The following is a 25,664-nucleotide window of genomic DNA, read 5'->3' as shown; positions in this document are numbered from 1 at the left end:
CAGTGTGTGCCGTCCGGTCCGCGCGAGGGGCGACAACGCCGTAGTCGTCACCGATCTGATAACCGCGCGAGCCACGGAGATCACTTTTAACCGACGGTACGCACCGCAGGTCACGAGGCAGCCACGGTCCGGATTCCTTTGCCGGTCAGTACGAACCCGTGATCACATTTTTGAGCGGCTCGCCCGCGAGGTAGCGCAGCAGCTGGGAGCGGAGCAGCTTCAGCGTGCGCCGTACCGAGGCCGGATTGCTGCCCGCGACGTGCGGGGTGATGAGAACTCCCGGCGCCGTCCACAGCGGGTGGTCCGCGGGCAGGGGTTCGGGGGCGGTGACGTCGAGCGCGGCGAGGATCCGGCCGCCCCGCAGCTTGGCGACGAGCGCGTCCGTGTCGACCACCGGGCCCCTGGCCGCGTTCACCAGGAGGGCGCCGTCCTTCATCGCGGCCAGGAACCCGGCGTCCACCATCCCGGTGGTCTCGGGTGTCGAGGGGACGAGCAGCACCACCACGTCCGCCCCGGGCAGCAGGCCGGGCAGCTCGTCCAGGCCGTGCACACCCGGCCTGGCGGTCCTGGCCACCCGGACGACGTCGACCTCGAAACCGTCGAGCCGCCGTTCCAGCGCCTCGCCGATCGAGCCGTAGCCGACGACCAGGACCGTGGAGTCGGCCAGCACCCCGGTGTGGTGATAGGTCCACTCGCCCCGGAGCTGGGCACGGACGAACCCGGGGAACTCCCGGAGCACGGAGATCATCGCTCCCACCACCCACTCGGCGGTGCCCGCGTCGTGCACGCCCCTGGCGTTGCACAACGTCACCCCCTCCCGCAGGTGCGGCCGGTAGGCGTCGACTCCCGCCGTGACGGTCTGCAGCAGCCGCAGGCCGGTCATCCGGGCGAGCAGCCCGGGGAGGTCCGCCACCGGCATCAGCGGCGGGATCCACACCTCGGCCTCGTGCGCGCCCTCGGGCACCGGCTCCGTGCCGTCGTAGACGACGCACTCCACTTCCGGGAGGTCGCACAGGACATCGGCCGCGGCTTTGGAAGGGACCCAGATCTTCATGGACGCATTATCCAGCCGCACACCCGCGCCGCCGCCCCGCCGGCCACTCCGGAGAGCGGGTGGAGGAAAGGAGAGGCGTGGTGAGGAGCAGGCGCGGCCCCGCTATTCGGGCACGCACTTCAGGTTGAGCTCGGGGCGGTAGACCGTGGTCTTCTTGACCCGCTTGATCTCCTTGCCGTCCTGCTTGAAGACGCGCCAGACGTCGATCGTGAAACCGTTCTGGCCGACCATCTCGATGCAGTCGGGACCGCTGTCGGTCTCGTCCTTGAACGGGGTGATGTCGTATCTCTCGGACGAGATCGACTCGATCTCGTAGCGCTTGGTGCTCCAGAAGGCGACGGTCACCCCGGTGTCGCTGGTGGAGGTCTTCACCAGCACGCCGTACGGCGAGTCGTTCTTCCAGCGGAAGTCGGGCTCGGGCCAGGAGACCGTGGACTCGCGCCCGGCCGGGTAGCGGGAGATGTAGAACTCGTGCGCCACGTGCTGGACGTCCTCGAGACCGCCGAAGAACACCGCGTTGTACATGGTGGTGACGAACTGGGAGATGCCACCGCCGACCGAGTCGACCAGCCTGCCGCCCTGGATCATGGGGGCGGGGACGAAGCCGCGGGCCGTGTCACGCTGGCCGATGACGCCGTTGAGCGAGAAGGTCTCGCCCGGCTTCACCAGGTAGCCGTCCAGGAGCCTGGCGATCGTCCTGATGTTGGTGACCCGGGGCACGCAGCACGCGTAGGGCGTGGTGAACTGGCTGATCCGCTCCTTGATGCCGAGCTTGCGCGCCTCGGCGTCGGACATCCGCGGCTTGACGGTGGTCAGGAGCACCGGGATCGTCCGGTCGCCGTCACCGGCGATCATCTCGACCACGTCGGAGGCGAGCCGCTCGTCGTTGATGCCCTTCCCCCTGCGGCCGGGCACCAGCTTCGGCTTTCCCCCGACGATCTGGAACGTGGGGTCGCGCGGGGCCAGGACCGGGTCGACGAGGTCGCCCTCCACGGAGGCGACCGCGCTCCTGGCGTCGAACTCCGGCTCCATGCCGCCGGAACCGTCCGGCTTGAAGGACAGGTGGGCGGCGAGGGTCTCCACCGGCAGCTGGGCCTGCTTGCCGGCGAAGGTCAGGGTGACCGGCCCTGAAAGGGCCTTGCCGGCGTCGGCCGCGGCCTTTTCGACCGCCTCCCGCCCGGCCATCGGTTTGATCACCGAGACCGGCAGGCGGACCTCCTTCGACGGGCCGAGGAAGGCGTTCGTGATCGCGGTGATCGCGGCCTCCCGCTCCAGCTCCCTGCCGTCGCGGGGCGTCACGACGACGGGCTTGACGCCCTCGAACGTGACCGAACCCTCGCGGACCTTGAGGTCGATCTTCCTGGCCAGGCTCGCGACCGCGGTCCGCATGCTCTCGGAGTCGGCGGAGACCTTGGGCTCCAGCTCGGTGGTGCCGGTGAAGGCCCGCCAGACCTGGGAGGGGCTGGGGAAGTCGCTGGGCGCCTGGTTGATGGTGGCGACCACGTCGAACTCCAGCCCCGCCTTGCCGGGGTCGAGGTCGTAGCGCTTGCCCGCGGCCAGGAGGGTCATCTCCCCGGAGGCCTCGCCCGCCAGGCGGTCCCTGAGCTTGTCGGCCGCCTCGGTCGCGGTCAGGCCGCCGATGTCGATGCCCCGCACCGTGGTGCCCGGCAGCATCCTGCCGGACATGATGACCGCGGGCACCGCGTAGGCGAGCCCGACGACGAACAGCACGGTGAGGACGATCAGGAAGAACCTGCGGGCCCCGCGGCGGCGCGGGGGCGGCTCCTCGTAGCGGAGCCCGCCGGGTTGCGGGAACCCTCCGTCGCCGCCGCGGACGAGCGTGGGCTCGTCACGCTGGAAGGGGCGTTCCGGCGGGGAGGCCATCTGCCAGGGCTGCGGGGGCCGGGGGGCGGGGGGGAGCGTCGTCCCGCGGGCCGGTGCGGCGGGGCCTCCTGGACCGGGAGATGCTCCGGCCCCGGTGGGGCCGAAGATGTCGGGTGAGACCCCCGGCGGAAGGCCGGGGCCGCCCTGGGAACGGGCTCCCTGCACGCCGGGAGGGAGCCGCGGGTCGCGGGCGCCCGGCGGGACGGGGCCCGAGGGAAGAGGCATTGCCTCAAAGGGGTCCGGTGGCGGGTTCACAGACGCTCCGGCGTTCCGCACGGCCTCCGCATCCTCCTGCTTCGCAGCTTCCACCTCCGGCAACCTTAAACCACATTGGTCAACCGCCGTCCCAAAAGGAGTAACAAATCAGCCTGTCCAGCGGTAACGGTGTTCCGGCCTTCCCGCGGTGCCGTACCTCGGGCGGAGTTCCGCCTGGCCCGCCGCGCACAGGTGTTCCAGGTACCGGCGGGCGCTGACCCTGGAGAGACCGGTGATCGTCGCCGCCTCGGCCGCGGACAGGTCGCCGCCGCTCTCCCTGAGCGCCGCGGCGACCAGGGAACACGTGGTGCCGGACAGCCCTTTGGGAAGCGGCGGCGGCACCCCCCTGACCGCGCCGAAGAGCCGGTCGATCTCGTCCTGGCGGGCCTCGTCCCCGAGGGTGGCGAGCTGCCTGCGGATCTCGGCGTACTGTTCGAGGCGCTCGGCCAGGGCGCGGGCGGTGAAGGGTTTGATCAGGTAGTTGACCGCGCCGCCGCGCATCGCCGCCCGGACCGTGGCCACGTCCCGCGCGGCGGTGATCACCAGGATGTCCACGGGGTGCACGGCCTCCCTGAGCTTCGCGAGGACGTCGAGTCCCGACATGTCCGGCAGGTAGATGTCGAGCAGGACCAGGTCGGGCCTGCGCACCGCGGCCGACGCGATCGCGGCGCCCCCGGTGTGGACGACGTCGGCGACCGTGAAGCCGGGCGTCCTGGCGACGTAGCCGCCGTGGATCCTGGCCACCATGAAGTCGTCGTCCACGACCAGGACGCGGATCTCCCCCGTGTGCCCGTTCCCGGTCAACTCGGCACCTTCCGTTCGGCGGATCCCCCGGCGGGGGGCGGCGCGGGTTCACCGGTGCGGGACGGGCCGGTGCGGGACGGGCCGGTGCGGGACGGATCGGTGCGGGACGGATCGGTGCGGGACGGATCGGTGCGGGACGGATCGGTGCGGGACGGATCGGTGCGGGACGGATCGGTGCGGGACGGATCGGTGCGGGACGGATCGGTGCGGGACGGATCGGTGCGGGACGGGGAAGGCTCTCCGGTGGGCGGGACCGAGGGCTCGCCGGTGGGCAGGAGCGCGGTGAAGACGGCTCCGCCCGCGTTGTGCACCCGCACCCAGCCGCCCCGGCGCGCGCACGCCTGGCGGGTCAGGGCCAGGCCCAGGCCGCGCGGCCCGGCGTGGGCGGCCTTGGTGGTGAAGCCCTCCCTGAACACCTCGTGGACCAGGCCCGGGGTGATTCCCGGACCGGAGTCGCCGACCCGGACGCGCAGGCCGTCCGCCTCGGTACGGACCGAGACCTCCACCGTTCCCCCGGTCTCCTGCAGCGCGTCGAGGGCGTTGGCGACCAGGTTGCCGACGACCAGGACCGCGTCGTGCGGGTCTCCGAGCATGCCCGCCTCCACCCGGGAGTCGTCGGACAGCACCAGGGTCGCGCCCCGCTCGGCCGCCTCTGCCGACTTGGCCAGCAGCAGCGCGGCCAGCGTCGGGTCGGCGACCTTCTCCCTGATGCCCGAGGCGTGCCTGCTGTAGGCCTCGGTGGTCTGGGTGATGTAGCTGACGGCCGTCTCGTGCTCGCCGAGTTCCAGCAGGCCGACCACCGTGTGCATCCGGTTGGCGAACTCGTGGGCCTGCGCGCGCAGCGCTCCGGTCGTGGTGCTGGCCTGGTCGAGCTCGCGTGCCAGCCGCACCAGCTCGGTACGGTCCCGCAGGGTGACCACCCAGCCGCTCTGCCGTTCCCGTACCGCCACCGGGGTCCGGTTGAGCACCAGCACCCGGTCGCGGTGGAGCACCACCCGGTCGTCGCCGGGGTCCACGCCGTCCAGCACGTCCCGCATCCGGTCGGACAGGGGCATCTCCCGCAGGCTCCGGCCGACGTCGTGCTGGGAGAGTCCGAGCAGGTCGCGTGCCGCGTCGTTGACCAGCGTCACCCGTCCCTGGAGGTCGAGGGCGAGCACCCCCTCCTTGACGCCGTGCAGCACGCCCTCGCGCTGTTCGAGCAGGGCCGCGATCTCCCCCGGTTCCAGGCCGAACGTCTGGCGGCGTACCCGCCGGGCGATCAGCGCGGCGGCGGCCGACCCGGCGACGAGGACCGCGAGGACCGTCCACAGCAGCGGCGGGAGCGCCTCGCCGAGCTGGTCGGCGACGGTCCCCTCCAGGATCCCGACCGAGGCCAGGCCGATGACCTGCCCCGAGGCGTCGAAGATCGGGGCCTTGCCGCGCACCGAGCGGCCGAGGGTGCCCGTCTGGATGCCGGTCCAGTGCCGCCCGTTCGTCATCACCTCCGAGCCGTCGGTGGACAGCCTCTTGCCGATCAGGGCCGCGTTGGGGTGGGCGTAACGGATCTGGTCGCGATTCGCGATCACCACGTAGTCGGCGCCGGTGGCCGCCTGCACCCCGAGCGCGATCGGCTGCAGGCTCAGCTCGGGCCGGGGCCGGCCGAACGCCTCACGCACCTGGGGAAGCCCCGCCACCGACTCGGCGATCGCCAGGGCGCGCTGCTGGTACTGGCGGTCCAGCAAAACGCGGGTGTGTTCCATCCAGACGCCCGCCGTACCGCCGACCGCGAGGAACACGATCACGGTCTGTAACGCGAAAAGCTGGGTGCCGAGCGAGGCGTTGAGTAAGCGTCGCACGAGTCAACTCCCTGGTCAGGGCCTCGATGAAAGCAGTCTGAGGTAACGGCGAGGTCGCGAGGAGGTGTGACCAATATGACCGATACGACGGCAACCACGCAAAGGATCGACAGGGCGGCCTCCTGAGGTCACGATCCTCACCACGCTTTCTTCACGTTTGTTTGGAGCTGACCATGCGTCTTCGGAGACTGGCCGCCCTCGCGGTGCTGTCCCTCGCCGCCCTCACCGCCTGCGGTTCCGGCGGCGGCTCAGGTACGAGCGCGCTGAGAATCATGGCGCCGGCCTCACCGGGAGGCGGCTGGGACCAGACCTCCCGCGTCGCCGGGGAGGCGCTCAAGGCCGCCGAGCCGTCCCGCAAGGTCGAGGTCTACAACGTGCCCGGCGCGGGCGGCACCATCGGCCTGGCCCAGCTCGCGGGCGAGAAGGGCAACGGCGACCTGTTGATGACCATGGGCCTGGTCATGGTCGGCGCGGTCGAGCAGAACAAGTCGAAGGTCACCCTGGCCGACACCACGCCGATCGCGAAGCTCACCGAGGAGTACGAGATCGTCGTGGTTCCCGCGGGATCGCCGTACCGGACGCTGGGCGACCTGGTGACGGCGTGGAAGGCGGACCCGACGAAGATCGCCATCGCGGGCGGCTCCGCCGGGGGCACCGACCACATCGTGGCGGGCCTGATGGCCAAGGCCGCGGGCATCGATCCCAAGCAGGTCAACTACATCGCCCACTCCGGCGGCGGCGAGGCGCTCAACGCGCTGCTCGGCGAGAAGGTCGCGATGGGGATCTCCGGCATTGGCGAGTTCGCCGAGCACGTGAAGTCCGGCAAGCTGCGCGCCCTCGGCGTCAGCTCTCCCGAGCGGCTCGGCAACGTGGACGCCCCCACCATCAAGGAGGCGGGCCTGGACGTGGAGCTGGCCAACTGGCGGGGGTTCGTCGCGCCCGGCGGGCTGGACGACGAGGAGAAGAAGGCCCTCACCGACCTGGTCACCAAGATGCACGACTCCCCGGCGTGGAAGGACGCGGTGATGAAGAACGGCTGGACCGACGTCTTCCAGACCGGGCAGCCGTTCGCCGACTTCCTCGCGACGGAGCAGACCAAGGTCAAGGCCGTCATCGCGGAGATGGGCCTCGTCTCCTGATGTCCCCCGTAGAAGACCCGTCCGGTCCCACCGGCACCGGTGCAGGCCCCGAGGCCGAGACCGGGTGGTCGTGGCGGCGGCCGGAGCTGGGGCTGGCGGTGCTGGTCCTCGCGCTGGGCGCGTTCGTGATCGCCGGCACCGCCGACGTGACCGCCGCCGGCTCCGCCCTCGGTCTCGGGCCCCGGTTCTTCCCGGCCCTGGTCGGGGGCGCGATGCTGCTGATCGGGCTGTTCTACGTGGTCGACGTGCTCAGGGGAGGCCACGGCGACCCCGAGGACGCCGAGGACGCCGAGGACGCCGAGGACATCGACTCCGGCGCGCGGGCCGACTGGCGGACGGTCGCGCTGGTCAGCGTGATCTTCCTCGCCTTCGCCGGACTGCTCGACCTGCTCGGCTGGGTCATCGCGGGCGCGCTGCTCTTCTTCGGCCTGTCCGTGACGCTCGGGGCGGCCCACCGGCTGCGCGCGGGCGTCATCGCGATCGTGCTGTCCACTCTCACCTACCTGGTGTTCGTCAGGGGCCTCGGCGTGACGCTGCCGGCCGGGCTGCTGTCCGGGGTGATCTGAGTGGAGTCCTTCCAGCTGTTGATGGACGGCTTCGCGACCGCCCTCACCCCGGTCAACCTGCTCTACGCGCTGGTGGGCGTCACGCTGGGCACGCTGGTGGGCGTGCTGCCCGGCATCGGCCCGGCCATGACCGTGGCGCTGCTGCTGCCGATCACGTTCACCGTCCCCCCGGCGAGCGCGTTCATCATGTTCGCGGGCATCTACTACGGCGGCATGTACGGCGGGTCGACCACCTCGATCCTGCTCAACACGCCCGGCGAGAGCTCCTCGATGATCACCGCGCTCGAGGGCAACAAGATGGCCAAACGCGGCCGGGCCGCCCAGGCGCTGGCGACGGCCGCGATCGGCTCGTTCGTCGCGGGCACCATCGCCACCGGGCTGCTGGTCGTCGCGGCGCCCCTGGTGGTGGACTTCGCGATCTCCTTCGGTCCCGAGGACTACTTCGCGCTGGCCGTCCTGGCCTTCACCGCGGTGTCGTCGGTGCTGTCCCGCTCCGTCGTACGGGGGCTGGCCTCGCTGGGTCTCGGCCTGGTCGTCGGGCTGGTCGGCATCGACCAGCAGACCGGGCAGGCCAGGCTGACCCTGGGCATCCCGCAACTGCTCGACGGCATCGACGTGGTGATCGTCGCGGTCGGGCTGTTCGCCCTGGGCGAGGTGCTCTACGTCGCCTCGCGGCTGCGGCACGGCCGGCCCGAGGTGGTCCCGGTCGGCCGGGCGTTCCTCGGCCGCTCCGACTGGTCGCGTTCCTGGCGGCCGTGGCTGCGCGGCACCGCGCTCGGCTTCCCGTTCGGCGCCCTGCCCGGCGGCGGAGCGGAGGTCCCCACGTTCCTGTCGTACTCGATCGAGAAGCGCCTGGCGCGCGGGATCGCCCGCGAGGAGTACGGCAAGGGCGCCATCGAGGGGGTCGCCGGTCCCGAGGCCGCCAACAACGCCTCGGCGGCGGGCACGCTCGTCCCGCTGCTCACGCTGGGCCTGCCCACCTCGGCGACGGCCGCGATCCTGCTGGCGGCCTTCCAGCAGTACGGGCTGCAGCCGGGCCCGCAGCTGTTCGACCACAACCCGGCGCTGGTCTGGGGCATGATCGCCTCGCTGTTCGTGGGCAACACCATGCTGCTGGTGCTCAACCTGCCGCTGGCCCCGCTCTGGGCCCGGGTGCTGCGGATCCCCCGGCCCTACCTCTACTCGGGGATCGTGCTGTTCGCGGCGCTCGGCGTCTACGCGCTGAACTCCTCCTGGGTGGAGCTGGTCATCCTCTACATCCTGGGCCTGCTCGGTTTCGCGATGCGCCGCTTCGGCCTGCCGGTGGCCCCGGCGGTGATCGGCCTGATCCTGGGCCCGATGGCCGAGATCCAGCTCCGCCGGGCCCTGGCCATCGGCGCGGGCGACGTGACGGTGCTGGTCAAGAGCCCGATCGCGGCGACGTTGCTGGTCGTCTCGCTCCTGGCGCTGTGCACGCCCCTCATCAGGAAGGCGGCCGCCCGTCGTCGCGGCGCCTGACCGGAACCTGGCCGTACCCGGATGCACCCGGACGCACCCGGACACGGCACCCGCGGGCACGGACGGATGTCCGTGCCCGTTTCCGTTTCCTCCCGCTGTTCCCTCGCCACCGCTTCGCCGCCGTTTCCTCGCGCGGGCGTACGCCGCCGGGAATCTCCGGGCCCTTCAGGAGGTGAACGAGGCCAGCAGGTCGTCCAGCCCCGCCTTGACGCGCTCGACCGTCACCCCGCGATCGCGCAGGCGGTGGGCGAGCAGCGGCGCGGCCAGCGGGACATCACGACCAACCTCGTCCCGCCCGGTTCGACCGACACCGAGTTGGCCCTCTCCTCCTCGTGAGCGAGGGGATTCCCACGGTCGCCCGTGAGGGTTCCTGCTTCGTCGCCGGTCGCCCGCCAGAGAGGACTCTCCGTGAGGTCTCACACCGGCTCCACAGGCGTTTTACCTCTCCGCCAGCCCGGCGGCGAGGATATTCTTCGCCAGCGTGAGCCGACCATCCCGGTAGGTGAACGCCGAGCGGGTGTACTCGGCGCTGAGCCGCGACTTCTTGCGGGACTTGAACGTCGGGTACTTCGCGCGCTTGGCGAAGAAGTTCGCGAACGCCGCCTGCAGGTGCCGCAGCGCCTGCTGCAACGGCACCGACGACCCGACATCGCCGCCACCGTCGCGCAACTGGCGGGAGAGCGCGGCACCCGCCCGGCTGGCCTGCCTGGCGCTCATCCTGATCGGCGTCATCGGCCTCAAGCTCCTGGACGGGTGACACGACACCGGAGCCTCATGACAGGAACGCGGCATCGGGGCCTCACGACAGGAAACGGCCGCCCGGCCGTGGGGAGCCGGGCGGCCGGGCTCATCCCGGAAGAAGGCTATTCCTGGAGGGTGTCGACGGCCGGGCCGTTGAATTTCCAGCCGTCCTCCGTGGCCAGATAGCTGCACGAAACCCATCCCGTGGTGCCCGAGGGCAGCCCCGAGGCCGACCTGCCGCCCAGCCGGAACCTGCACCAACCGCCCGACGAGCCGAGAAGCTGCCCGTAATCGCCGTAGTAGAGGTAGCCGATGACCGTCGACCCTCCGGCACTCGACCGCAGGCGCACCCCGTCGGCGATGATCACCGCGTCCACGGCGGAGACCGCCGACATGGCGGAAGCGCCGTTCACCGGAGTCGCCTGAGCGGGGACGGCCGCGACGGCCGTTCCCGCGGCGGCCGTCAACGTCACGGCGGCGAATGCCAGGAACCTTTTCATTGGACGCTCTTCCGATCGTGAGGTCAGGTCATGTCGGAGTGAAAGGCGAGACTGCAGTGATTACTGTGCAAGGCACCAAGAATTTCGTCAATACCTATTCATATTCAGAAATGGGAATTACCACATAAAAAAGGCCACTCCGATGACCGGAATTCATGCGACCGATAAGGACTTCCGGCCTCCACCACCCGGCCGGAGGCGCCCGAATTCCCCGGCGATCCCGTAATGCGACCGGCGCGATCTCCCGGGCCCGGCACCGGACGATTCCGGCGGTCGCGGCCACGGTCGCCTCGGACGCGGGCGATTCCGGCGTCACGACCATGGTCGCCTCGGACGCGGAAGACGCCGGCGGACGACCGCCGACGCGGGCGGCGATCCGCGCCGAGGCGGGGACGACATGCCCGTACCACGCCCCCCAGCAGGCCTTTCCCTCCAGGACGGGTGCCACGAAGCCACCCATACAATGCGTCTATACATAGTGTACGGTCTGCGTGTACGACGTCATCGGCCGAGGCCGCCTCCGGCGCGCACCACCTCTGCGCGGGCGATCGTGCCACCGGGACGGAGCCGCCGCGGCCGTTCCCCCATGCCGTACCACCGGACGCGCAGGGCGGCCACGTTCTCTCCGGCATGGGCCACCGAACAAGGAGATCTCTTGCAGAAAATCGCGAACCGCGCCACGTTCCTTCTCGTGCACGGAGGCCATCACGGACCGTGGAGCTGGGAGAGGCTGCAGGGCGTGCTGGACGAGAGAGGCTGGCCGAGCCGCACGGTGAGCCTGCCCAGCGCCGTCCGGAACGAGCCCGGCGCCGAGCCGCTCCCCGGCATGTACGACGACGCCGAGGTCATTCGGAAGGCACTTGACGACATCACCGGACCGGTGATCGTCGTGGCTCATTCGTACGGTGGTGTACCGGCCACCGAGGCCGTCGCCGGGGCGGCCAACGTCGCGCACATCGTTTACGTGGCCGCTTACATGCTGGACGTCGGGGAAGGCATGTTCCAGACGCACGGAGTCCCCGTTCCGGAGTCTCTGGCCGGCCTGCGGCCCGCGGAGAATCCCGATCTCAACCTGCCCGCAGCCTTCTACGACGGCGATGCGACGAACCCGGAGACCGCCGAGGCGATTTCCCGTCTGGTGCCGCAGACCGTGCGCGCCGACTTCGAGGTGGTGACACGGGCCGGCTGGCGCACGACGCCGAACAGCTATGTCATCCCGGAAAAAGATGTCTCCATCACCGGAGGTGTCGCGGAGCAAATGGCGGCGCGCGCCGAAACCGTCTACCGCTGCCCGGGACATCACGCGCCGTTCTATTCGAACCCCAGGGAATTCGCCGACATCCTTGTGGGTCGCCACGCGGTCGTCCTCGGCCGGGCAGGCCGTCCACCCGCGACCGGCCGGCACGGGCGCCGAGGCGACGTCGCAGGCCATGGCGCCCGCCGGGACGCGACCCATGCCGGCCCCGGTGGCCCGGCCCTAGTATGTGGTCATGACCTCTGTGACTCGTAGGCGCAAGGACGGTGCCGAGCGACCGGCTCCCGCCGAAGCGCAACTACTGGCCGCGGTCGAGCGGCTCCTCAAAAGGGGAGAGGTCTTCACGGAAATCAGCGTGCGACAGATCATCGAGGAGGCGGGCCTGTCACGCGCCACCTTCTACGCGCATTTTCGGGACAAGTCCCAGCTGCTCATCCGGCTTTCGGACACGCTGAGGGGCAGCCTGGTGGGATTGGCCAGGAAATGGGATCCGAGTGCGGGAGAGGACGGCGCGGCCAGATACGCGAAATTCTTCGAGGAGGTCATCGCGATACACCGGGAGAATTTCGCGACACTGTCCGCGTTGAGAGAACTGGCCACCTACGACCCGACCGTACGTGACTTCTACTCCGCCGATCTCGAGGAATTCGACGAGGCCGTTCACAGAACACTCGTCGACGAACAGGAGTCGGGCTCGACGCCTGCCGACCTGGACGCCGTGGCGGCGAGCCGAGTGATCGTCTGGGGGGGCGCGCAGGCGATCGCCCGGCACATCAGCGTGGACGACGGAAGTGGTGACGCGGCCTTCGCACGCGAGCTCGGCAAGATCTGGTGGCACGGCGCCTATCGCCGCCCCGGCGAACAGCCCGCCGCGAACTGACCGTGCGGGAGGCGGGCGCGCTCCGGTCGCCGGCACGCACCATCCCGCACCACGGCACACTCACCACCGCCGCCTGTCCCACCGGCGGCCCGAGCCTCACCGCCCGCTGCCCCCCGGCGGCCCGAGCCTCACCGCCTGCCTGCCCCCCCCGGCGGCCACGACGCCCGATCCCGCGCGTCACAAGCAGGGCACAAGTGGTCCACAAGTGATCATTCCTAGATTCCTCCCTATGACCGGGGATCGAAGGCGGGAACCCGTGGCCGGCTCTCGACACCGAGGCCGAGAGGCCGCGGGAGCCGCGACGACGCGGCCCGCTCCTCCCCCGGCGGGCGGCCAGGGCCGGCTCGTCTACCGGGAGGAGGCGATGCGCCGGCATGTCGAGGCCCGCGCCGCCGCCCGGATGCCGCTGGTGATCGGCGGCCCGTCGTTCCTGCTGCTGTGGATCGTGGCGGCCGCCGTCCTGGCGGCCGGTGCCACGCTCGTCACTCTCGCGCTCGGAGCGGGCGGATGAGGAACCGCGTCCCGGTCCTGCTGCAGAACACCACCACCGAATGCGGCGCGGCGTGCCTGGCCATGGTGCTCTGCCACCACGGTCACCGCACCACGCTGCACCAGGTGTCCGAACGGCTCCAGGTCGGCAGGGACGGGCTGAGCGCCAAGGCCGTCGTGGAGGGCGCCCGCGAGCACGGCCTGAAGGCGCGCGCGTTCTCCCTCGCGCCCGAGGACCTGGCGCGCGTCCCGCTCCCCGCGGTCGCGCACTGGGAGTTCAACCACTTCGTGGTGGTCGAGCGCTGGTCACCCGACCGGGTGGACCTCGTCGACCCCGGCCGGGGCCGCCGCCGCCTGACACCGCAGGAGTTCAGTGCCGGGTTCACCGGCGTGCTGCTGGTCTTCGAACCCGGCGAGGGATTCCGCCGCGGCACGTCCTCGATGGCGAGCGCCTGGCGGCGCGAGTTCGTCCGCACCCTGTTCCGGCGCCGCCGCGGCCTGCTCGCGCAGGTCATCGCGGCCTCGCTGCTGCTGCAACTGCTGGGGCTGGCCCTGCCCCTTTTCTCCCAGCTGCTGATCGACGAGGTCGTCCCGTCGCGGGGAGCGGACCTGCTGCCCCTGCTGGGCGGCGCCGTGCTGCTGGCCGGGGTGGCCCAGTTCGTGATCGGCTACCTGCGGGCGGCGCTGCTGGTGGCCGTACGGGCCCGTGCCGACCAGGAACTCACCGAGGGGGTGATCGGCCACCTGGTGGCGCTGCCCTACCGGTACTTCGCGCAGCGCGGCAAGGGCGACCTGCTCACCCGGGCCGCCGGCGTCTCCACGCTGCGCGACATCCTCACCGGCCAGATCGTGGCGGCGCTGCTGGACGGCCCGCTGGCCGTCGGCTACCTCGTTCTCGTGTACGTCTGGGATCCCGTCTTCGGGCTGGCGCTGACCGGGGTGGTCGTCGCCCAGGGGCTCCTGGTCCTGGCCACCACCCGCCGGATCAACCTGCTCACCCAGCAGGAGCTCACCGCCTTCTCCGCGTCGCAGAGCAGCCTCATCCAGACGATCACCGGCATCGAGACGCTCAAGGCCTCCGGGGCCGAGCACCGGGCGGTGGAGCAGTGGTCGGCCCACTTCACCCGGCAGCTCAACGCCGACGTGCGCAGCGGCCTCACCCAGGGGCTGGTGGAGGCCGCGCTGTCCGCGATCCGGGTGGTCGCCCCGCTCGGCCTGCTGTGGCTCGGCACGTGGCGGGTCCTCGACGGGGAGCTGACCGTGGGCGCGTTGATCGCGCTCAACGCCATCGCGCTCGGCGCCCTGATCCCGCTGGGTTCGCTGATGACCGGCCTGCAGAGCCTGCAGCAGGCGGGCGCGCACTTCGACCGCCTGGCCGACATCCTCGCCTCGGAACCCGAGCCCGGCGACGGCATCGAGGTGCTGCGGCTGCGCGGCGCGGTGGAGCTGCGCGGCGTGAGCTTCCGGCACGACCCCCGTGGCCCGTGGGTGGTGCGGGACGTCTCGGTCTCCATCCGGCCGGGACAGAAGGTCGCCCTGGTGGGCCCCTCGGGGTCGGGCAAGAGCACGCTGGCCAGGCTGCTGCTCACCCTGCACACCCCGGTGGAGGGCGAGATCCGGTACGACGGCGTCCCGGCCTCCGAGCTCAACCTGCGCACGCTGCGCCGCCAGTTCGGGGTGGTCGGCCAGGATCCCTCCCTGTTCAGCGGCTCGATCCGGGAGAACATCGCGCTGAACTCCCCCGACGCGCCCCTGGAGCGGGTGGTCGCCGCGGCCCAGGTGGCGGCGCTGCACGAGGACATCATGGCCATGCCGATGGGGTACGAGACGATGCTGACCGACGGCGGCGGTCTCTCCGGCGGCCAGCGGCAGCGGCTCTCCCTGGCCCGCGCCCTCCTGTCGCGCCCGAAGATCCTGCTGCTCGACGAGGCCACCAGCAGCCTGGACAGCGCCACCGAGGCGACCATCGAGTCCAACCTGTTCTGGCTCACCCAGACCCGGATCGTGATCGCCCACCGGCTGAGCACGATCCGGGACGCCGACCTGATCCTGGTGGTCGACTCCGGACACGTCGTCGAACGCGGCACCCACGACGAGCTGATGGCCGCCGGCGGCAGGTACGCGAACCTCGTCGCCGCCCAGGCCGCCCCCGCCTGACGCCGTCTCTCCCCGAGGCGGCATCGGTCCGGAAGACGGCAATCACTCCTCCGCGATCCAGGCGGCCCTCAACGACTCACGGCAGATCGCGAAGACCATGCCACCGGGGACCCAGGCCTCCACACGCTCACCGGCCGTACCGGCTCAGGCACACGCTCATTCCGCTGACCGTGCGATCCTCCGATCCCTACCGTTGAATCATGGCCACCCCCCGCCCAGCCCACCGAGTCACCCGCACGTTCACCCACTTGTCCCGCCGCTCCACTCGCCCCGCCAAGGACGACCCCGTCACCGCACCGACCACCGCAGAGCGCCGGCCGAAGGCCGTGTCGCTGGTCAGCCGCTTCCTTCGCCGCCACCCGCCCGTCGACCGGCCCGACCGGGCCGAACTCGAAACCCTTTCCGCCAAAGAACGTCAGGAACTGTGGGACGCCTACCGGCAACGCCCCTTCCAGGCGATCACCGCCGTGATCACCTCATCCGCCGTCATCCTCGGCATCCTCTTCACCGCCCGCACTCTCGACTACACCGCAGGCACCCTGGACTACACCGCCCGTGCCCTCGGAGCCAACCAGGAAGCACAGATCACCGACCGCTACACCAAAGCCGTCGAACAACTCGCCTCACCCGCCGTAGACGTCCGGCTCGGAGCCATCTACGCCCTCCAGCGCCTCGCCGCCGACTCTCCCCGCGACCGCCCCACCGTCAGAAACGTGCTCGCCGCGTTCGTACGCAACCACGACCTGTGCGTTTCCAAACCTCCACCCAAACCCTGCGACCCCGAGTGGAAGGAAACCGTTGTCGTCGAACCCGTACGACCACCGGCCGACGTCCTTGCCGCCCTCACCATCGCCCCGGCCCTCACCACCCCATCACCCCTGAGCGCCACGTCGGCCGGCCACGACCGCGCCGATTTCTCCAAAGCCCGATTCCCGCACGCAGATCTCATGGACAGGTTCCTCGGCGGCTCCGATCTGAGCGGCGGGAATCTGCGCGGCGCGTTCCTGAGCGGCGCGAACCTCACCGGCACGAACCTGAGCCGCGCGATCCTGAGCGGCACGAACCTCAGCGGCACGGACCTGCGCAACGCGGATCTGAACCGCACGGACATGTTCCGTGCGATCCTGATCGGCACGAAACTGAACGGTTCAAGCCTGACCAACGCTCATCTGGAGCGTGCGAACTTGAGTGGCGCGGACCTGCGCGGCGCGGACCTGCGCGGCGCGGACCTGATCAACGCGGAACTGCGCGGCGCGAACCTGACCGGCGCGAACCTGAGAGGCACGGAACTGACCGATGCGAACCTGACCGGCGCGAACCTGATGGGTGCGGACCTGAGAGGCGCGTTCGGCAAAACACCGGCCGAGATCCGGGCGGAGGCGCTCACCGACGCACGTACTCGGTTCGGAGAAAGCTCCTGATCACACTGTCTGGTCCCGACAGACCCTTCGCGCGAGCTTCCGGGGGACCCTTCACACGGACGCGCGGGAAGCCCTTCGCGCGAGGCGCGAGCTCCCGGGAGACCCTTCGCTCGGGCTCCCGGGAAACCTCGGGCCGAACTAGCCGGAGACGCCGAGGCGCTCCAGGATGAGTTCGCGGGCGCGGCCCGCGTCGGCCTTGCCCCTGCTGGCCTTCATGACGCCGCCGACCAGGGCGCCGACGGCGGCGACCTTGCCGTTGCGGACCTTGTCGGCCGCGTCGGCGTTGCCCGCCAGGACCTGGTCGATGATCTCCATCAGCTCGCCCTCGTCGTTCACGATCTGGAGGCCGCGGGCGGCCACCACCTCGTCGGGGGAGCCCTCGCCGTTCAGCACGCCCTCCAGCACCTGGCGGGCCAGCTTGTCGTTCAGCGCTCCCCCGGCGACCATCGCGCACACCCTGGCGATCTGGTCGGGGGTGATGCTCAGCGCGCTCAGCGGGAGACCGGCCTCGTTGGCGCGGCGGGCCAGCTCGCCCATCCACCACTTGCGGGCGTCCGCGGGCGGGGCGCCCGCGGCGACCGTCGCCTCGACCAGGGAGATGGCGTCGGCGTTGTGCATGGCCGCCATGTCCAGGTCGGACACGCCCCACTCCTGCTGGAGCCGCTTGCGCCGCGCGCCCGGCAGCTCGGGCAGGGAGGCCTTGAGCTCGGCGACCCACGCCGGGTCGGGGGCGATCGGCACCAGGTCGGGCTCGGGGAAGTAGCGGTAGTCCTGCGCCTCCTCCTTGGACCGTCCCGAGGTGGTGGTGCCGGTGTTCTCGTGGAAGTGGCGGGTCTCCTGGATGATCCGGCCGCCGCCGGCCAGGATCGCGGCCTGGCGCTCGATCTCACCCCGCACCGAGCGCTCGACGCTGCGCAGCGAGTTGACGTTCTTGGTCTCGGTGCGGGTGCCCCACTCCGAGGAGCCGCGCGGCATGAGGGAGACGTTCACGTCGAAGCGCATGGAGCCCTCCTCCATGCGGACGTCCGAGACGCCGAGGCCGCGCACCAGCTCGCGCAGCTCGATGCCGTACGCGCGGGCGACCTCGGGGGCGAGCCTGTCGGTCCCCGGGACAGGCTTGGTGACGATCTCCACCAGCGGGATGCCCGCCCGGTTGTAGTCGACGATCGAGTAGTCGGCGCCGTGGATGCGGCCGGTCGCGCCGCCCACGTGGGTGGACTTGCCGGTGTCCTCCTCCAGGTGGACGCGCTCGATCTCGATCCTGACGGTCTTGCCGTCGACCTCGACGTCGAGGTAGCCGTCGAAGCAGAGCGGCTCGTCGTACTGGCTGATCTGGTAGTTCTTCGGCATGTCCGGATAGAAGTAGTTCTTCCGGGCGAAGCGGCACCACTCGGCGATGGAGCAGTTGAGCGCCAGGCCGATGCGGATGGTCGCCTCGATCGCCGCGGCGTTCGCCGTCGGCAGCGAGCCGGGCAGCGCCAGGCAGACCGGGCAGACGTGCGTGTTCGGCGGGGCGCCGAACGTGGTCGGGCAGCCGCAGAACATCTTCGACGCCGTGCCCAGCTCGACGTGCGTCTCCAGGCCCAGCACCGGCTCGAAGCGCTCCAGCGCCTCGTCGTACGGCATCAACGTCTCAGCGCTCACTGTCGTTCACCACTTCCTGCTCCATAGAAAACCTCATAGATAACCAAGTCCCTTCAACGCGTTCCTCGTCTCGGCCACCCAGTTCGCGTAGGCGGGCACCTGGGCCAGAACGGCGAGATCGATGTTGCGTCCTATGTACTCGAAGTAGTCGCGGGCCGGCTTGCCGCGCCGGGGGACGGTCGTGGCCAGCACCCCGGCGGGGTCGGAGATCCTGTCGACGTCGCGGGGCCGCGCCGGAAGCCTGCTGAGGTCGCTGCCCTCCAGTTTCGCCCACGCGGCGGGGTCGGCGAGCAGCCAGCCCTCCGTCTCCCCCAGCCCGATCACCGGCACCAGGTAGTGCGAGTGGTAGCGGACGCCGTCCCTGCGGCGGCGCTCCCGCTCGTCGTCGTGCGTGAAGAGCAGGTGGCAGTCGGCCGCGAGCTCCTCCAGCGCGGTGACCATGTGCTCCCGGTCGCAGGAGACGACCTCCGTCGCCTCGACGTCGACGGCGTACGGCGACATCCAGGTGAGCTCGCGCAGCTGCCTGGAGATCACGATGCCGAGGAAGCCCTCGTCGGCCTCCCCCTCCGCGATGAGTCCAGGAACCAGCGGGCGGCTGCTCATGCCGCCGCGCCCAGGTACTTGCGGACCTGCCGGGGCGAGACGAACGTGCCCGGCTCGCCGTCCGGCTGGATCGGCTTCGCCACGGTCACCCGCGACACCCGGTCGTTGTCGGGATCGACGCGGACCGCGGTGTCGAGGAACGTCAGCGCGTCCGGCTCGGTCCGGTAGACCTCCGCGACGACGATCGGGGACTGGCTGGTGAGGATCAGCTGCCGCAGCGGCTCGGGACCTCCCGGCGCGGTGATCCGGCGGCGCACCCGCCGGAGCAGCTCGCCGAGACGGGCCGGATGGACGCCGTTCTCGATCTCCTCCACCAGCAGCGTGCCCGGATGGTCGGGGTCGTGCAGGGCGGCGAGCAGGCCGAGGATGCGCAGGGTGCCGTCGGACAGCAGCGCCGCCGGAACCACCCCCTGGCCGTCGACGATCAGTTCGAAGGAGCACTCCCCGCGCTCGACGCGCGGCACCAGCCCGACGACGTCGGGGACCACCCCCGCGAGGTCGGCCGCGAGGTCGGCCAGCGCCTCCGTACCAGCCATCCGCCCGAGCACCGCCGCCAGGTTCGAACCGTCGGCCACGAGCGGCCCCCGGTTCGCCGAGGGACAGCGGCGGCGCATCGCCGCCGGCGACGGCGAGTATCGGCGCCACGACTGGACCGTACGGCGAGGAGTGCCCTCCGGGTCGGGATCCTCGACCATGAGCTCCAGCAGCTCCTCGGGGATCCGCTGGGCGACATGGCTGACGACGGCACCGCTGGATCTGGGGATCTTCAGCACCATCTCCGCGCCCACGTCGAACCTGATCGGCACCACGGAGCCGGGCTCCGGGGTGACGAGCGCCTCCACCGAGACGACGAACCCCGGCACCGCCGAGCCGTGGGCGACCCGGTGGAACTGCTCGCCCGGCAGCCCGCGGGCCGCCCCGAGCAGCCCGCCGGAACCCTCGATCTCGGCCGCCACGAACCCCACGGCGTCGAAGAGGTTCGACTTGCCGCTCGCGTTGGGGCCGACCAGCGCGAGGAAGGGCGGCACATCGAGATCGAAGCTCAAGAAGGACTTGAACCCGTCGATCTCGATCCGAGTGATCATGCCGCCTTACTCCCTGTCACCTGTCGCCCCCTCGCCCTCGTCCCACGATCCCGGAAAAGCCCTACAGCTCCGGGGCTCTGGACAGCAGGCCGCCGCCCCACCGGCTCTCGAGGGCCTTCTCGACCGCGGCGCCGACCCGGTAGCAGCGGTCGTCGCCGAGCACCGGGGCCATGATCTGCAGACCGACCGGCAGGCCGTCCTCGTCGGCCAGCCCGCACGGCACGGAGATGGCCGCGTTGCCCGCCAGGTTGCTCGGGATGGTGCACAGGTCGGCCAGGTACATCGCCATGGGGTCGTCGGCGCGCTCGCCGATCGGGAACGCCGTGGTGGGCGTCGTCGGCGAGATGAGCACGTCCACCTGCTGGAAGGCGGCCTCGAAGTCGCGCGCGATGAGCGTGCGGACCTTCTGCGCCTGCCCGTAGTAGGCGTCGTAGTAACCGCTGGACAGCGCGTACGTGCCCAGGATGATGCGGCGCTTGACCTCGGGGCCGAAGCCCTGGGCCCGGGTCAGGGCCATGACCTCCTCGGCGCTGCGGGTGCCGTCGTCGCCGACGCGCAGGCCGTAGCGCATGGCGTCGAAGCGGGCCAGGTTGGAGGAGCACTCCGAGGGGGCGATGAGGTAGTACGCCGGGAGGGCCGTGGTGAACGACGGGCAGGAGACCTCGAAGACCTTCGCGCCCAGCGACTCCAGCAGCTCCACGGTCTCGTGGAAGCGCGCGAGCACGCCCGCCTGGTAGCCGTCGCCGCCGAACTCCTTGACCACGCCGATGCGCAGCCCCGCCACGTCGCCGTTGCGGGCCGCCTCGACGACCGAGGGCACCGGGGCGTCGACGGAGGTGGAGTCCATGACGTCGTGCCCGGAGAACGCCTCGTGCAGCAGCGCCGCGTCGAGCACGTTGCGGGCGAAGGGGCCCGGGGTGTCGAGCGAGCTGGCGAAGGCGATCAGGCCGTAGCGGGACGAGCCGCCGTAGGTCGGCTTCATGCCCACGATGCCGGTGACCGCGGCGGGCTGGCGGATCGAGCCACCGGTGTCGGTGCCGGTGGACAGCGGGGCCTCGTACGCGGCGACCGCGGCGGAGGAGCCGCCGGAGGAGCCGCCGGGGATGCGCGACAGGTCCCACGGGTTGTGGGTGGGGCCGTACGCCGAGTTCTCGGTGGAGGAGCCCATCGCGAACTCGTCGAGGTTGGTCTTGCCGAGGATCACCAGCCCGGACTCGCGCAGGCGGCGGGTCACGGTCGCGTCGTACGGCGGCTTCCAACCTTCGAGGATCTTCGATCCGGCCGTGGTCGGCATGTCCCTGGTGGTGAAGACGTCCTTGTGCGCGATCGGCACCCCGGCCAGCGGGCCGAGCTCCTCGCCGGCGGCCCTGCGAGCGTCGACGGCGCGCGCCTGCTCCAGGGTCGTCTCGGCGTCGACGTGCAGGAAGGCGTTCACCTTCGGCTCGACGGCGGCCATCCGGTCGAGGTGGGCCTGGGCGACCTCGACGGCGGAGACCTCGCCGCTCGCGATCAGCGCGCCCAGGTCCGCGGCGGACTTGCGGATGAGGCTCATGCTTCCTCCCCGAGGATGCGCGGGACGCGGAAGCGGCCGTCCTCGACCGCGGGGGCGCCGGACAGCGCCTCTTCCGGCGTCAGACTGGGTCGTACCTCGTCGGGGCGGTAGACGTTGGTGAGCGGGAGCGCGTGCGAGGACGGCGGGATGTCGTCGGCCGCCACCTCGGCGACGCGGGCGACCGCACCGATGATCACATCGAGCTGGGCGGCGAAGTGGTCGAGCTCCTCGTCGGCCAGCGCCAGCCGGGACAGCCGGGCGAGGTGAGCGACCTCGTCGCGGGTTATGGCGGACATGAGTCGTTGAACCCGTTTCGTGGAATGGCAATTGGACACTGTCATCCTATGGCTCGCGACCTGAGGGTCCCGACTCATTAACACTGCCGCAACCAAGCGAAGATCTCTCACTCCCGGCGGTCAGGCCGCCCACCCCTCCGGACCCGGAGGAAACGGCTCCGGATCCTCCCGGCCCTGGAGCCTGAAGGAGATCGCGGACTTCACTGCGACCGCCGAAGCACATAGGAGCGTACTTCTTAGAAGTACGCTCCTATGTTCACTGGAGATACTATCGCTGGCGATAGTATCTCCAGCAGTAGTATCGCCAACGGAAGTATTGGAGCGCATGGGCGAGTTCATCGGCAGGGAGCACGAGCTGACGGTTCTCGGATCCCTGCTCGACCGCGTCCGGGCGGAGGCGACGACCGGACGTCCCGGGCAGTGCGTGCTGATCCGGGGACGCAGGCGGATCGGCAAATCGGCCCTGGCCGAGGAGTTCATCGGCCGCAGCGGCCTGCCGTCGCTCTTCTACACCTCGGCGCGGGCGGACGCCCAGAGCGAGCTCCACCAGTTCACGGCCGATGTCACGACGTCGGACCTGCCGGGCCGGGACGCGTTCTCCGAGGCGGCGCCCGGCACCTGGAACGGAGCGCTGCAGCTGCTGGCGGACACGCTTCCCGATGACACCCCGTCCATCGTCGTGATCGACGAGGTCCCCTATCTCATGGACCGCGTGGACGCCTTCGAGGGACTGCTCCAGCGCGCCTGGGACCGGTTCCTCAGCCGCAAGCCCGTTCTGCTGATCCTCATCGGATCCGACCTGTCCATGATGGAGGCGCTGAACAGTTATGAGCGCCCCTTCCACCAGCGTGGCACCGAAATGATCGTCGGGCCGCTCAACCCCCGTGAGATCCAGCAGATGCTCCGTCTCACGGCCGCCGACGCGTTCGACGCGGCCCTCGTCACCGGCGGGCTCCCGCTCGTCTGCGGGGAGTGGCCTCGCGGGGCGTCACTCTGGGAATACCTGCACGCCGCGCTGACGAACCCGGTCTCGGCCCTCCTGGTGTCCGCCGAACGCTCCCTCTCGGCCGAGTTCCCCTCCGGCGCCCAGGCGAGCGAGGTGCTGCGGGCCATCGGCAGCGGCGAGCGCACGTTCACCAACATCGCCAGAAGCGCGGGCGGGATCTCGCACAGCACCCTCTCCAGGGCGGCCGAGCTTCTGACCTCCAAAGGGCTCGTGGCCGGTGAGCTGCCGCTGTCCACCCGCCCCTCCAAGGATCGCCGATACCGCGTGACCGACGCCTACCTGCGTTTCTGGCTCCACTTCATCCGGCCGCACATGCCCGAGATCGAGCGCCGCAGGGGTGACCTGACCATGCGGCGGGTCGCCGCGCAGTGGAGCACCTGGCGGGGCCGGGCCGTGGAACCCCTCGTCCGCGAATCGCTGGCCCGGCTGCTCCCCGACGACAGGTTGCCGGCGGCACCCGCGATCGGCTCCTACTGGACCAGGAGCAACGACGTGGAGATCGACATCGTGGGCGCGGACAGGGGGCCGATCGCCCGGCGGCTGTGCTTCCTGGGGTCGATCAAGTGGCTGGAGAACGCCTCGTTCGACGACCGCGACCTCGCCGCGCTGGCCAGACACAGGGCGGCCCTGACGGACGAGCTGGTTCCGCTCGTCGCGGTATCGCGCGGCGGGGTCTCCTGCTCCGGCCTCACCGCCGCGTACGGCCCCGACGATCTCATCCGGGCGTGGAACTAGCCGGCGCCGGGATCTACGCCGCCGACGAGGACCGCGACGGTCGCGGGCGGATCAATCCCTCGGCGACCCGCGCGGGGCCGTCCGAGGGCGTGGACGTCTCCGACGCCAGGCGGCCGGAACCCGGGGCAGGGCTAAGCCCGCTGGGGGTCGAGGATCTCGGTGCGGCGCAGGAAGCTCAGGTCGTGCGTGGCGAGGGCCCGGTGTTTGCGCAACCATACGGTCGCGTCGGCGGCGGACATGGGCTCGGCGAACAGCCAGCCCTGGCCGAGGTCGCAGCCCATGTCGGCCAGGCGTTTGGCCACCTCCGCCGACTCGACGCCCTCGGCGACCGAGCGCAGGCCGAGGGAGCGGACCAGGTCGACGATGGAGCGGACGATCCGCTCGTCGTCCTTGGACTCGCCCATGCGGCGGACGAACGAGGAGTCGATCTTGACCTCGGCGACCGGAAGGCGCTGCAGACGGACCAGCGAGGAGTAGCCGGTGCCGAAGTCGTCCAGCGCGAGCGGCACCCCCAGCGCGGTCAGGGCCCGGACGGCGCCGTCGGTGTAGGCCTGGTCGGTCATCAGGATGCGCTCGGTGACCTCCAGCTGGATCGCCTTGGGCGGCAGCCGGTAGCGCGCCAGCCCCTCTCCCAGCTGGTCGGAGAGGGCGCAGTCGAGAAGATCGCGGGCCGAGACGTTGACGGAGATCTGCTCGTGCAGGCCGGTGTGCCACCAGTGGGCGGCCTGCTCCAGCGCGGCGTCGATGACGTATCCGGTGAGGTGGCGCATCAGGTACGACTGCTCGGCCATCGGCACGAACTCGCCGGGGGAGATCATTCCCCGCTCCGGGTGGCGCCACCGCAGCAGCGCCTCCACCCCCCGCACCTGCCCTCCGGCCAGGTCGAGCTTGGGCTGGTAGTGCAACCTCAGCTCGGAGCGGTCGATGGCCCTGCGCAGGTCACCGAGGAGGTTGATCCGCTCGGGACTGTTCCGGTCCTTGTCGGCGGCGTAGATCTCGACCCCGGTCCTGCCCTCCTTCGCGAGATACATCGCCACGTCCGAGCGCTGCAGCAGCATCTCGAAGTCGGGCGCGTGGTCGGGGTAGATCGCGATGCCGAACGAGGCGTCCAGGTCGAAGCTCATGCCCTCCAGCCGGACCGGCTCGGTGATCGCCACCCGCAGGCGCGCCGCCACCTCCCTGGCCGCCGCGGCGTCCCTGACCGAGGGCAGCAGGACGGCGAACTCGTCGCCGCCGAGCCTGGCCACCACGTCGCCGGGACGGACGCTGTGGGTGAGCCGGTGCGCGACCAGTTGCAGGAGCCGGTCGCCGACCGGGTGCCCGAGGGTGTCGTTGATCTCCTTGAACCGGTCGAGGTCGAGCAGGAACAGGCCGACCCGCTCGCCGTCCCGCGCCTCGGCGAGCGCCTCCTCCGTGCTGAGCACGAGCATCTTGCGGTTGGGCAGCCCGGTCAGCACGTCGTGCATCGCCTGGTGGTCGCGGCGGACCGACATGGTGGCGGTGAAGTAGACCGCCAGCATCGGCGCCAGGAACAGCGGCACCAGGGCCGGCGAGTGGTTCATCACCACCACGACGAGCGGGGCCAGGCCGAGCAGCCCGGCGTAGACGAGGCTCTGGTGCCCGATCGTGGTCTTGATCACCCGGCGGATCGACCTGCGCTCGTGCAGCGCCACCGCGCCGGAGACCAGCAGGGCCCGGACCACGAAGTAGGTGAGCCCGGCCAGCCCGATCGCCAGCAGGTCCGAGCCGTCCGGCACCCAGGAGGCCACCGCGACGGACCGGTCGCCGAACAGCCCGAGCACCAGCCCGGCCGCGGTGCAGGCCAGCGTCACCTGCGCGATGTTGAACATGACCCGATGGCTCGCCTTGCGGGTGACGGCCCCGTTGACGACCATGGCGACCGCCTGCAGCAGCACGGCGACCGGCAGGCCGTAGTGGAGCAGCGCGGCGAAGGTGAACATGGTCGACGGGTAGGTGCCGCCCACCGTCATCGACGACGACAGGACCACCGGCCGTAGTTCGCCCAGCACGACCAGGGCCGCGAGCATCCAGAACAGCGGGCTGCGGACGAGCTCCGCGGCCTCGGCCACATCTATGCGCAGCAGGGACACGACGAGAGCGGTGAGCCCGATCGTGATGACGGCGGCGAGGTAGGCCCACAGGGGCGTTCCCGGTCGCGGTCCGGTGTCGCGAGTGTCGGTTGGGTCGGCCATGAGTAACAAAACCCCCATTAGTTCATTATGGGAGAGTACGGCCTGCGGGCCAC

Annotated in this window: 21 protein-coding genes and 1 pseudogene; 9 read left to right on the top strand and 13 right to left on the bottom strand. The window is 70.8% G+C overall.

Translation table 11 applies throughout. The features are described from left to right. Positions 1–145: 145 nt before the first annotated feature. The 4 genes from ACVCAG_RS03990 to ACVCAG_RS03975 form a co-directional block, all read right to left on the bottom strand. On the bottom strand, positions 146–1,054 hold the full coding sequence (locus ACVCAG_RS03990; RefSeq protein WP_447189463.1) for a 2-hydroxyacid dehydrogenase: 909 nt from the start codon (positions 1,052–1,054) through the stop codon (positions 146–148). 102 nt (positions 1,055–1,156) lie between these two features. Further along, on the bottom strand, positions 1,157–2,938 hold the full coding sequence (locus ACVCAG_RS03985; RefSeq protein WP_440084571.1) for a VanW family protein: 1,782 nt from the start codon (positions 2,936–2,938) through the stop codon (positions 1,157–1,159). A 363-nt stretch (positions 2,939–3,301) separates the two neighbouring features. Beyond that, positions 3,302–3,997: a response regulator gene (locus ACVCAG_RS03980; protein ID WP_440084570.1), complete on the bottom strand. Its 696-nt coding sequence runs from the start codon at positions 3,995–3,997 to the stop codon at positions 3,302–3,304. Continuing rightward, positions 3,994–5,832: an ATP-binding protein gene (locus ACVCAG_RS03975; RefSeq protein WP_447189462.1), complete on the bottom strand. Its 1,839-nt coding sequence runs from the start codon at positions 5,830–5,832 to the stop codon at positions 3,994–3,996. Before ACVCAG_RS03975 ends, ACVCAG_RS03980 begins: the two co-directional genes overlap by 4 nt. Before the next feature lie 173 nt (positions 5,833–6,005). Here ACVCAG_RS03975 and ACVCAG_RS03970 point away from each other — a divergent pair, with 173 nt between their 5' ends. Genes ACVCAG_RS03970 through ACVCAG_RS03960 form a run of 3 tightly spaced genes read left to right on the top strand, consistent with a single transcriptional unit; the run spans position 6,006 to position 9,034 of the window. Then, on the top strand, positions 6,006–6,971 hold the full coding sequence (locus tag ACVCAG_RS03970; RefSeq protein ID WP_440084568.1) for a tripartite tricarboxylate transporter substrate-binding protein: 966 nt from the start codon (positions 6,006–6,008) through the stop codon (positions 6,969–6,971). Continuing rightward, positions 6,971–7,537, top strand: a complete 567-nt coding sequence (locus ACVCAG_RS03965) for a tripartite tricarboxylate transporter TctB family protein (protein WP_447189461.1) — start codon at positions 6,971–6,973, stop codon at positions 7,535–7,537. Before ACVCAG_RS03970 ends, ACVCAG_RS03965 begins: the two co-directional genes overlap by 1 nt. After that, positions 7,538–9,034 (top strand): tripartite tricarboxylate transporter permease, encoded by a 1,497-nt coding sequence (locus ACVCAG_RS03960; RefSeq protein ID WP_440084566.1) that lies wholly within the window; start codon positions 7,538–7,540, stop codon positions 9,032–9,034. Between the two features lie 471 nt (positions 9,035–9,505). Here ACVCAG_RS03960 and ACVCAG_RS03955 read toward each other — a convergent pair. From ACVCAG_RS03955 to ACVCAG_RS03945, 3 genes and pseudogenes are all read right to left on the bottom strand, one after another. Continuing rightward, positions 9,506–9,676 (bottom strand): annotated as a pseudogene (locus ACVCAG_RS03955) (RNA-guided endonuclease TnpB family protein); the annotation flags it as partial. Positions 9,677–9,897: 221 nt separating this feature from the next. Further along, entirely contained in the window at positions 9,898–10,275 is a 378-nt protein-coding gene (locus ACVCAG_RS03950; protein WP_440084565.1) for an SH3 domain-containing protein, read from the bottom strand. 501 nt (positions 10,276–10,776) lie between these two features. Then, positions 10,777–10,914, bottom strand: a complete 138-nt coding sequence (locus tag ACVCAG_RS03945; protein WP_440084564.1) for a hypothetical protein — start codon at positions 10,912–10,914, stop codon at positions 10,777–10,779. A gap of 16 nt (positions 10,915–10,930) precedes the next feature. Here ACVCAG_RS03945 and ACVCAG_RS03940 point away from each other — a divergent pair, with 16 nt between their 5' ends. The 5 genes from ACVCAG_RS03940 to ACVCAG_RS03920 all read left to right on the top strand — a co-directional run bounded on the left by ACVCAG_RS03940 (position 10,931) and on the right by ACVCAG_RS03920 (position 16,477). Continuing rightward, positions 10,931–11,785, top strand: a complete 855-nt coding sequence (locus tag ACVCAG_RS03940; RefSeq protein ID WP_447189460.1) for an alpha/beta hydrolase — start codon at positions 10,931–10,933, stop codon at positions 11,783–11,785. Beyond that, positions 11,766–12,410 (top strand): TetR family transcriptional regulator, encoded by a 645-nt coding sequence (locus ACVCAG_RS03935; protein ID WP_440084643.1) that lies wholly within the window; start codon positions 11,766–11,768, stop codon positions 12,408–12,410. Before ACVCAG_RS03940 ends, ACVCAG_RS03935 begins: the two co-directional genes overlap by 20 nt. A gap of 256 nt (positions 12,411–12,666) precedes the next feature. Then, the gene (locus ACVCAG_RS03930) at positions 12,667–12,921 is read left to right on the top strand and encodes a hypothetical protein (protein ID WP_440084562.1); all 255 of its coding nucleotides are present in this window, start codon (positions 12,667–12,669) and stop codon (positions 12,919–12,921) included. Continuing rightward, complete coding sequence (locus tag ACVCAG_RS03925; protein ID WP_440084561.1) at positions 12,918–15,056, top strand: ATP-binding cassette domain-containing protein; 2,139 nt, start codon at positions 12,918–12,920, stop codon at positions 15,054–15,056. Before ACVCAG_RS03930 ends, ACVCAG_RS03925 begins: the two co-directional genes overlap by 4 nt. 200 nt (positions 15,057–15,256) lie before the next feature. Further along, entirely contained in the window at positions 15,257–16,477 is a 1,221-nt protein-coding gene (locus ACVCAG_RS03920; protein WP_447189459.1) for a pentapeptide repeat-containing protein, read from the top strand. 138 nt (positions 16,478–16,615) lie between these two features. Here ACVCAG_RS03920 and gatB read toward each other — a convergent pair whose 3' ends face one another. From gatB to gatC, 5 genes are all read right to left on the bottom strand, one after another. Then, positions 16,616–18,121: an Asp-tRNA(Asn)/Glu-tRNA(Gln) amidotransferase subunit GatB gene (gene gatB / locus ACVCAG_RS03915; RefSeq protein ID WP_440084559.1), complete on the bottom strand. Its 1,506-nt coding sequence runs from the start codon at positions 18,119–18,121 to the stop codon at positions 16,616–16,618. A gap of 33 nt (positions 18,122–18,154) precedes the next feature. Continuing rightward, positions 18,155–18,724, bottom strand: coding sequence for a hypothetical protein (locus ACVCAG_RS03910; RefSeq protein WP_440084558.1), 570 nt, complete (start codon positions 18,722–18,724; stop codon positions 18,155–18,157). Further along, positions 18,721–19,809 carry an AAA family ATPase gene (locus ACVCAG_RS03905; RefSeq protein ID WP_440069142.1) on the bottom strand — a complete coding sequence of 363 codons (1,089 nt, stop codon included), beginning with the start codon at positions 19,807–19,809 and terminating at the stop codon, positions 18,721–18,723. Before ACVCAG_RS03905 ends, ACVCAG_RS03910 begins: the two co-directional genes overlap by 4 nt. A gap of 61 nt (positions 19,810–19,870) precedes the next feature. Further along, a complete protein-coding gene (gene gatA, locus ACVCAG_RS03900; protein ID WP_440084557.1) occupies positions 19,871–21,361 on the bottom strand; it encodes an Asp-tRNA(Asn)/Glu-tRNA(Gln) amidotransferase subunit GatA in 1,491 nt (496 codons plus the stop codon). Next, positions 21,358–21,657, bottom strand: coding sequence for an Asp-tRNA(Asn)/Glu-tRNA(Gln) amidotransferase subunit GatC (gene gatC / locus ACVCAG_RS03895; protein WP_329085297.1), 300 nt, complete (start codon positions 21,655–21,657; stop codon positions 21,358–21,360). The genes gatA and gatC overlap by 4 nt, the downstream gene beginning before the upstream one ends. A 325-nt stretch (positions 21,658–21,982) precedes the next feature. Between gatC and ACVCAG_RS03890 the strand changes: the two genes are divergently transcribed. Continuing rightward, the gene (locus ACVCAG_RS03890; protein ID WP_440084556.1) at positions 21,983–23,398 is read left to right on the top strand and encodes an ATP-binding protein; all 1,416 of its coding nucleotides are present in this window, start codon (positions 21,983–21,985) and stop codon (positions 23,396–23,398) included. A 131-nt stretch (positions 23,399–23,529) separates the two neighbouring features. Here the strand turns inward: ACVCAG_RS03890 and ACVCAG_RS03885 are convergent, their stop codons facing one another. Then, positions 23,530–25,611: a putative bifunctional diguanylate cyclase/phosphodiesterase gene (locus tag ACVCAG_RS03885; RefSeq protein WP_447189458.1), complete on the bottom strand. Its 2,082-nt coding sequence runs from the start codon at positions 25,609–25,611 to the stop codon at positions 23,530–23,532. Between the last annotated feature and the right edge of the window lie 53 nt (positions 25,612–25,664).

This window comes from Streptosporangium sp. G12 (assembly GCF_052983175.1).
The sequence above is the reverse complement of the archived record's forward strand: the minus strand, read 5'-3'. Positions and strand labels throughout refer to the sequence as shown.

Bases quoted from the DNA above. Each gene is read 5' to 3' on its own strand.
- ACVCAG_RS03990 (WP_447189463.1), bottom strand. From the start codon at position 1,054: ATGAAGATCTGGGTCCCTTCCAAAGCCGCGGCCGATGTCCTGTGCGAC.
- ACVCAG_RS03985 (WP_440084571.1), bottom strand. From the start codon at position 2,938: ATGGCCTCCCCGCCGGAACGCCCCTTCCAGCGTGACGAGCCCACGCTC.
- ACVCAG_RS03970 (WP_440084568.1), top strand. From the start codon at position 6,006: ATGCGTCTTCGGAGACTGGCCGCCCTCGCGGTGCTGTCCCTCGCCGCC.
- ACVCAG_RS03965 (WP_447189461.1), top strand. From the start codon at position 6,971: ATGTCCCCCGTAGAAGACCCGTCCGGTCCCACCGGCACCGGTGCAGGC.
- ACVCAG_RS03950 (WP_440084565.1), bottom strand. From the start codon at position 10,275: ATGAAAAGGTTCCTGGCATTCGCCGCCGTGACGTTGACGGCCGCCGCG.
- ACVCAG_RS03935 (WP_440084643.1), top strand. From the start codon at position 11,766: ATGACCTCTGTGACTCGTAGGCGCAAGGACGGTGCCGAGCGACCGGCT.
- ACVCAG_RS03925 (WP_440084561.1), top strand. From the start codon at position 12,918: ATGAGGAACCGCGTCCCGGTCCTGCTGCAGAACACCACCACCGAATGC.
- ACVCAG_RS03920 (WP_447189459.1), top strand. From the start codon at position 15,257: ATGGCCACCCCCCGCCCAGCCCACCGAGTCACCCGCACGTTCACCCAC.
- ACVCAG_RS03910 (WP_440084558.1), bottom strand. From the start codon at position 18,724: ATGAGCAGCCGCCCGCTGGTTCCTGGACTCATCGCGGAGGGGGAGGCC.
- ACVCAG_RS03905 (WP_440069142.1), bottom strand. From the start codon at position 19,809: ATGATCACTCGGATCGAGATCGACGGGTTCAAGTCCTTCTTGAGCTTC.
- gatA (WP_440084557.1), bottom strand. From the start codon at position 21,361: ATGAGCCTCATCCGCAAGTCCGCCGCGGACCTGGGCGCGCTGATCGCG.
- gatC (WP_329085297.1), bottom strand. From the start codon at position 21,657: ATGTCCGCCATAACCCGCGACGAGGTCGCTCACCTCGCCCGGCTGTCC.
- ACVCAG_RS03890 (WP_440084556.1), top strand. From the start codon at position 21,983: ATGGGCGAGTTCATCGGCAGGGAGCACGAGCTGACGGTTCTCGGATCC.
- ACVCAG_RS03885 (WP_447189458.1), bottom strand. From the start codon at position 25,611: ATGGCCGACCCAACCGACACTCGCGACACCGGACCGCGACCGGGAACG.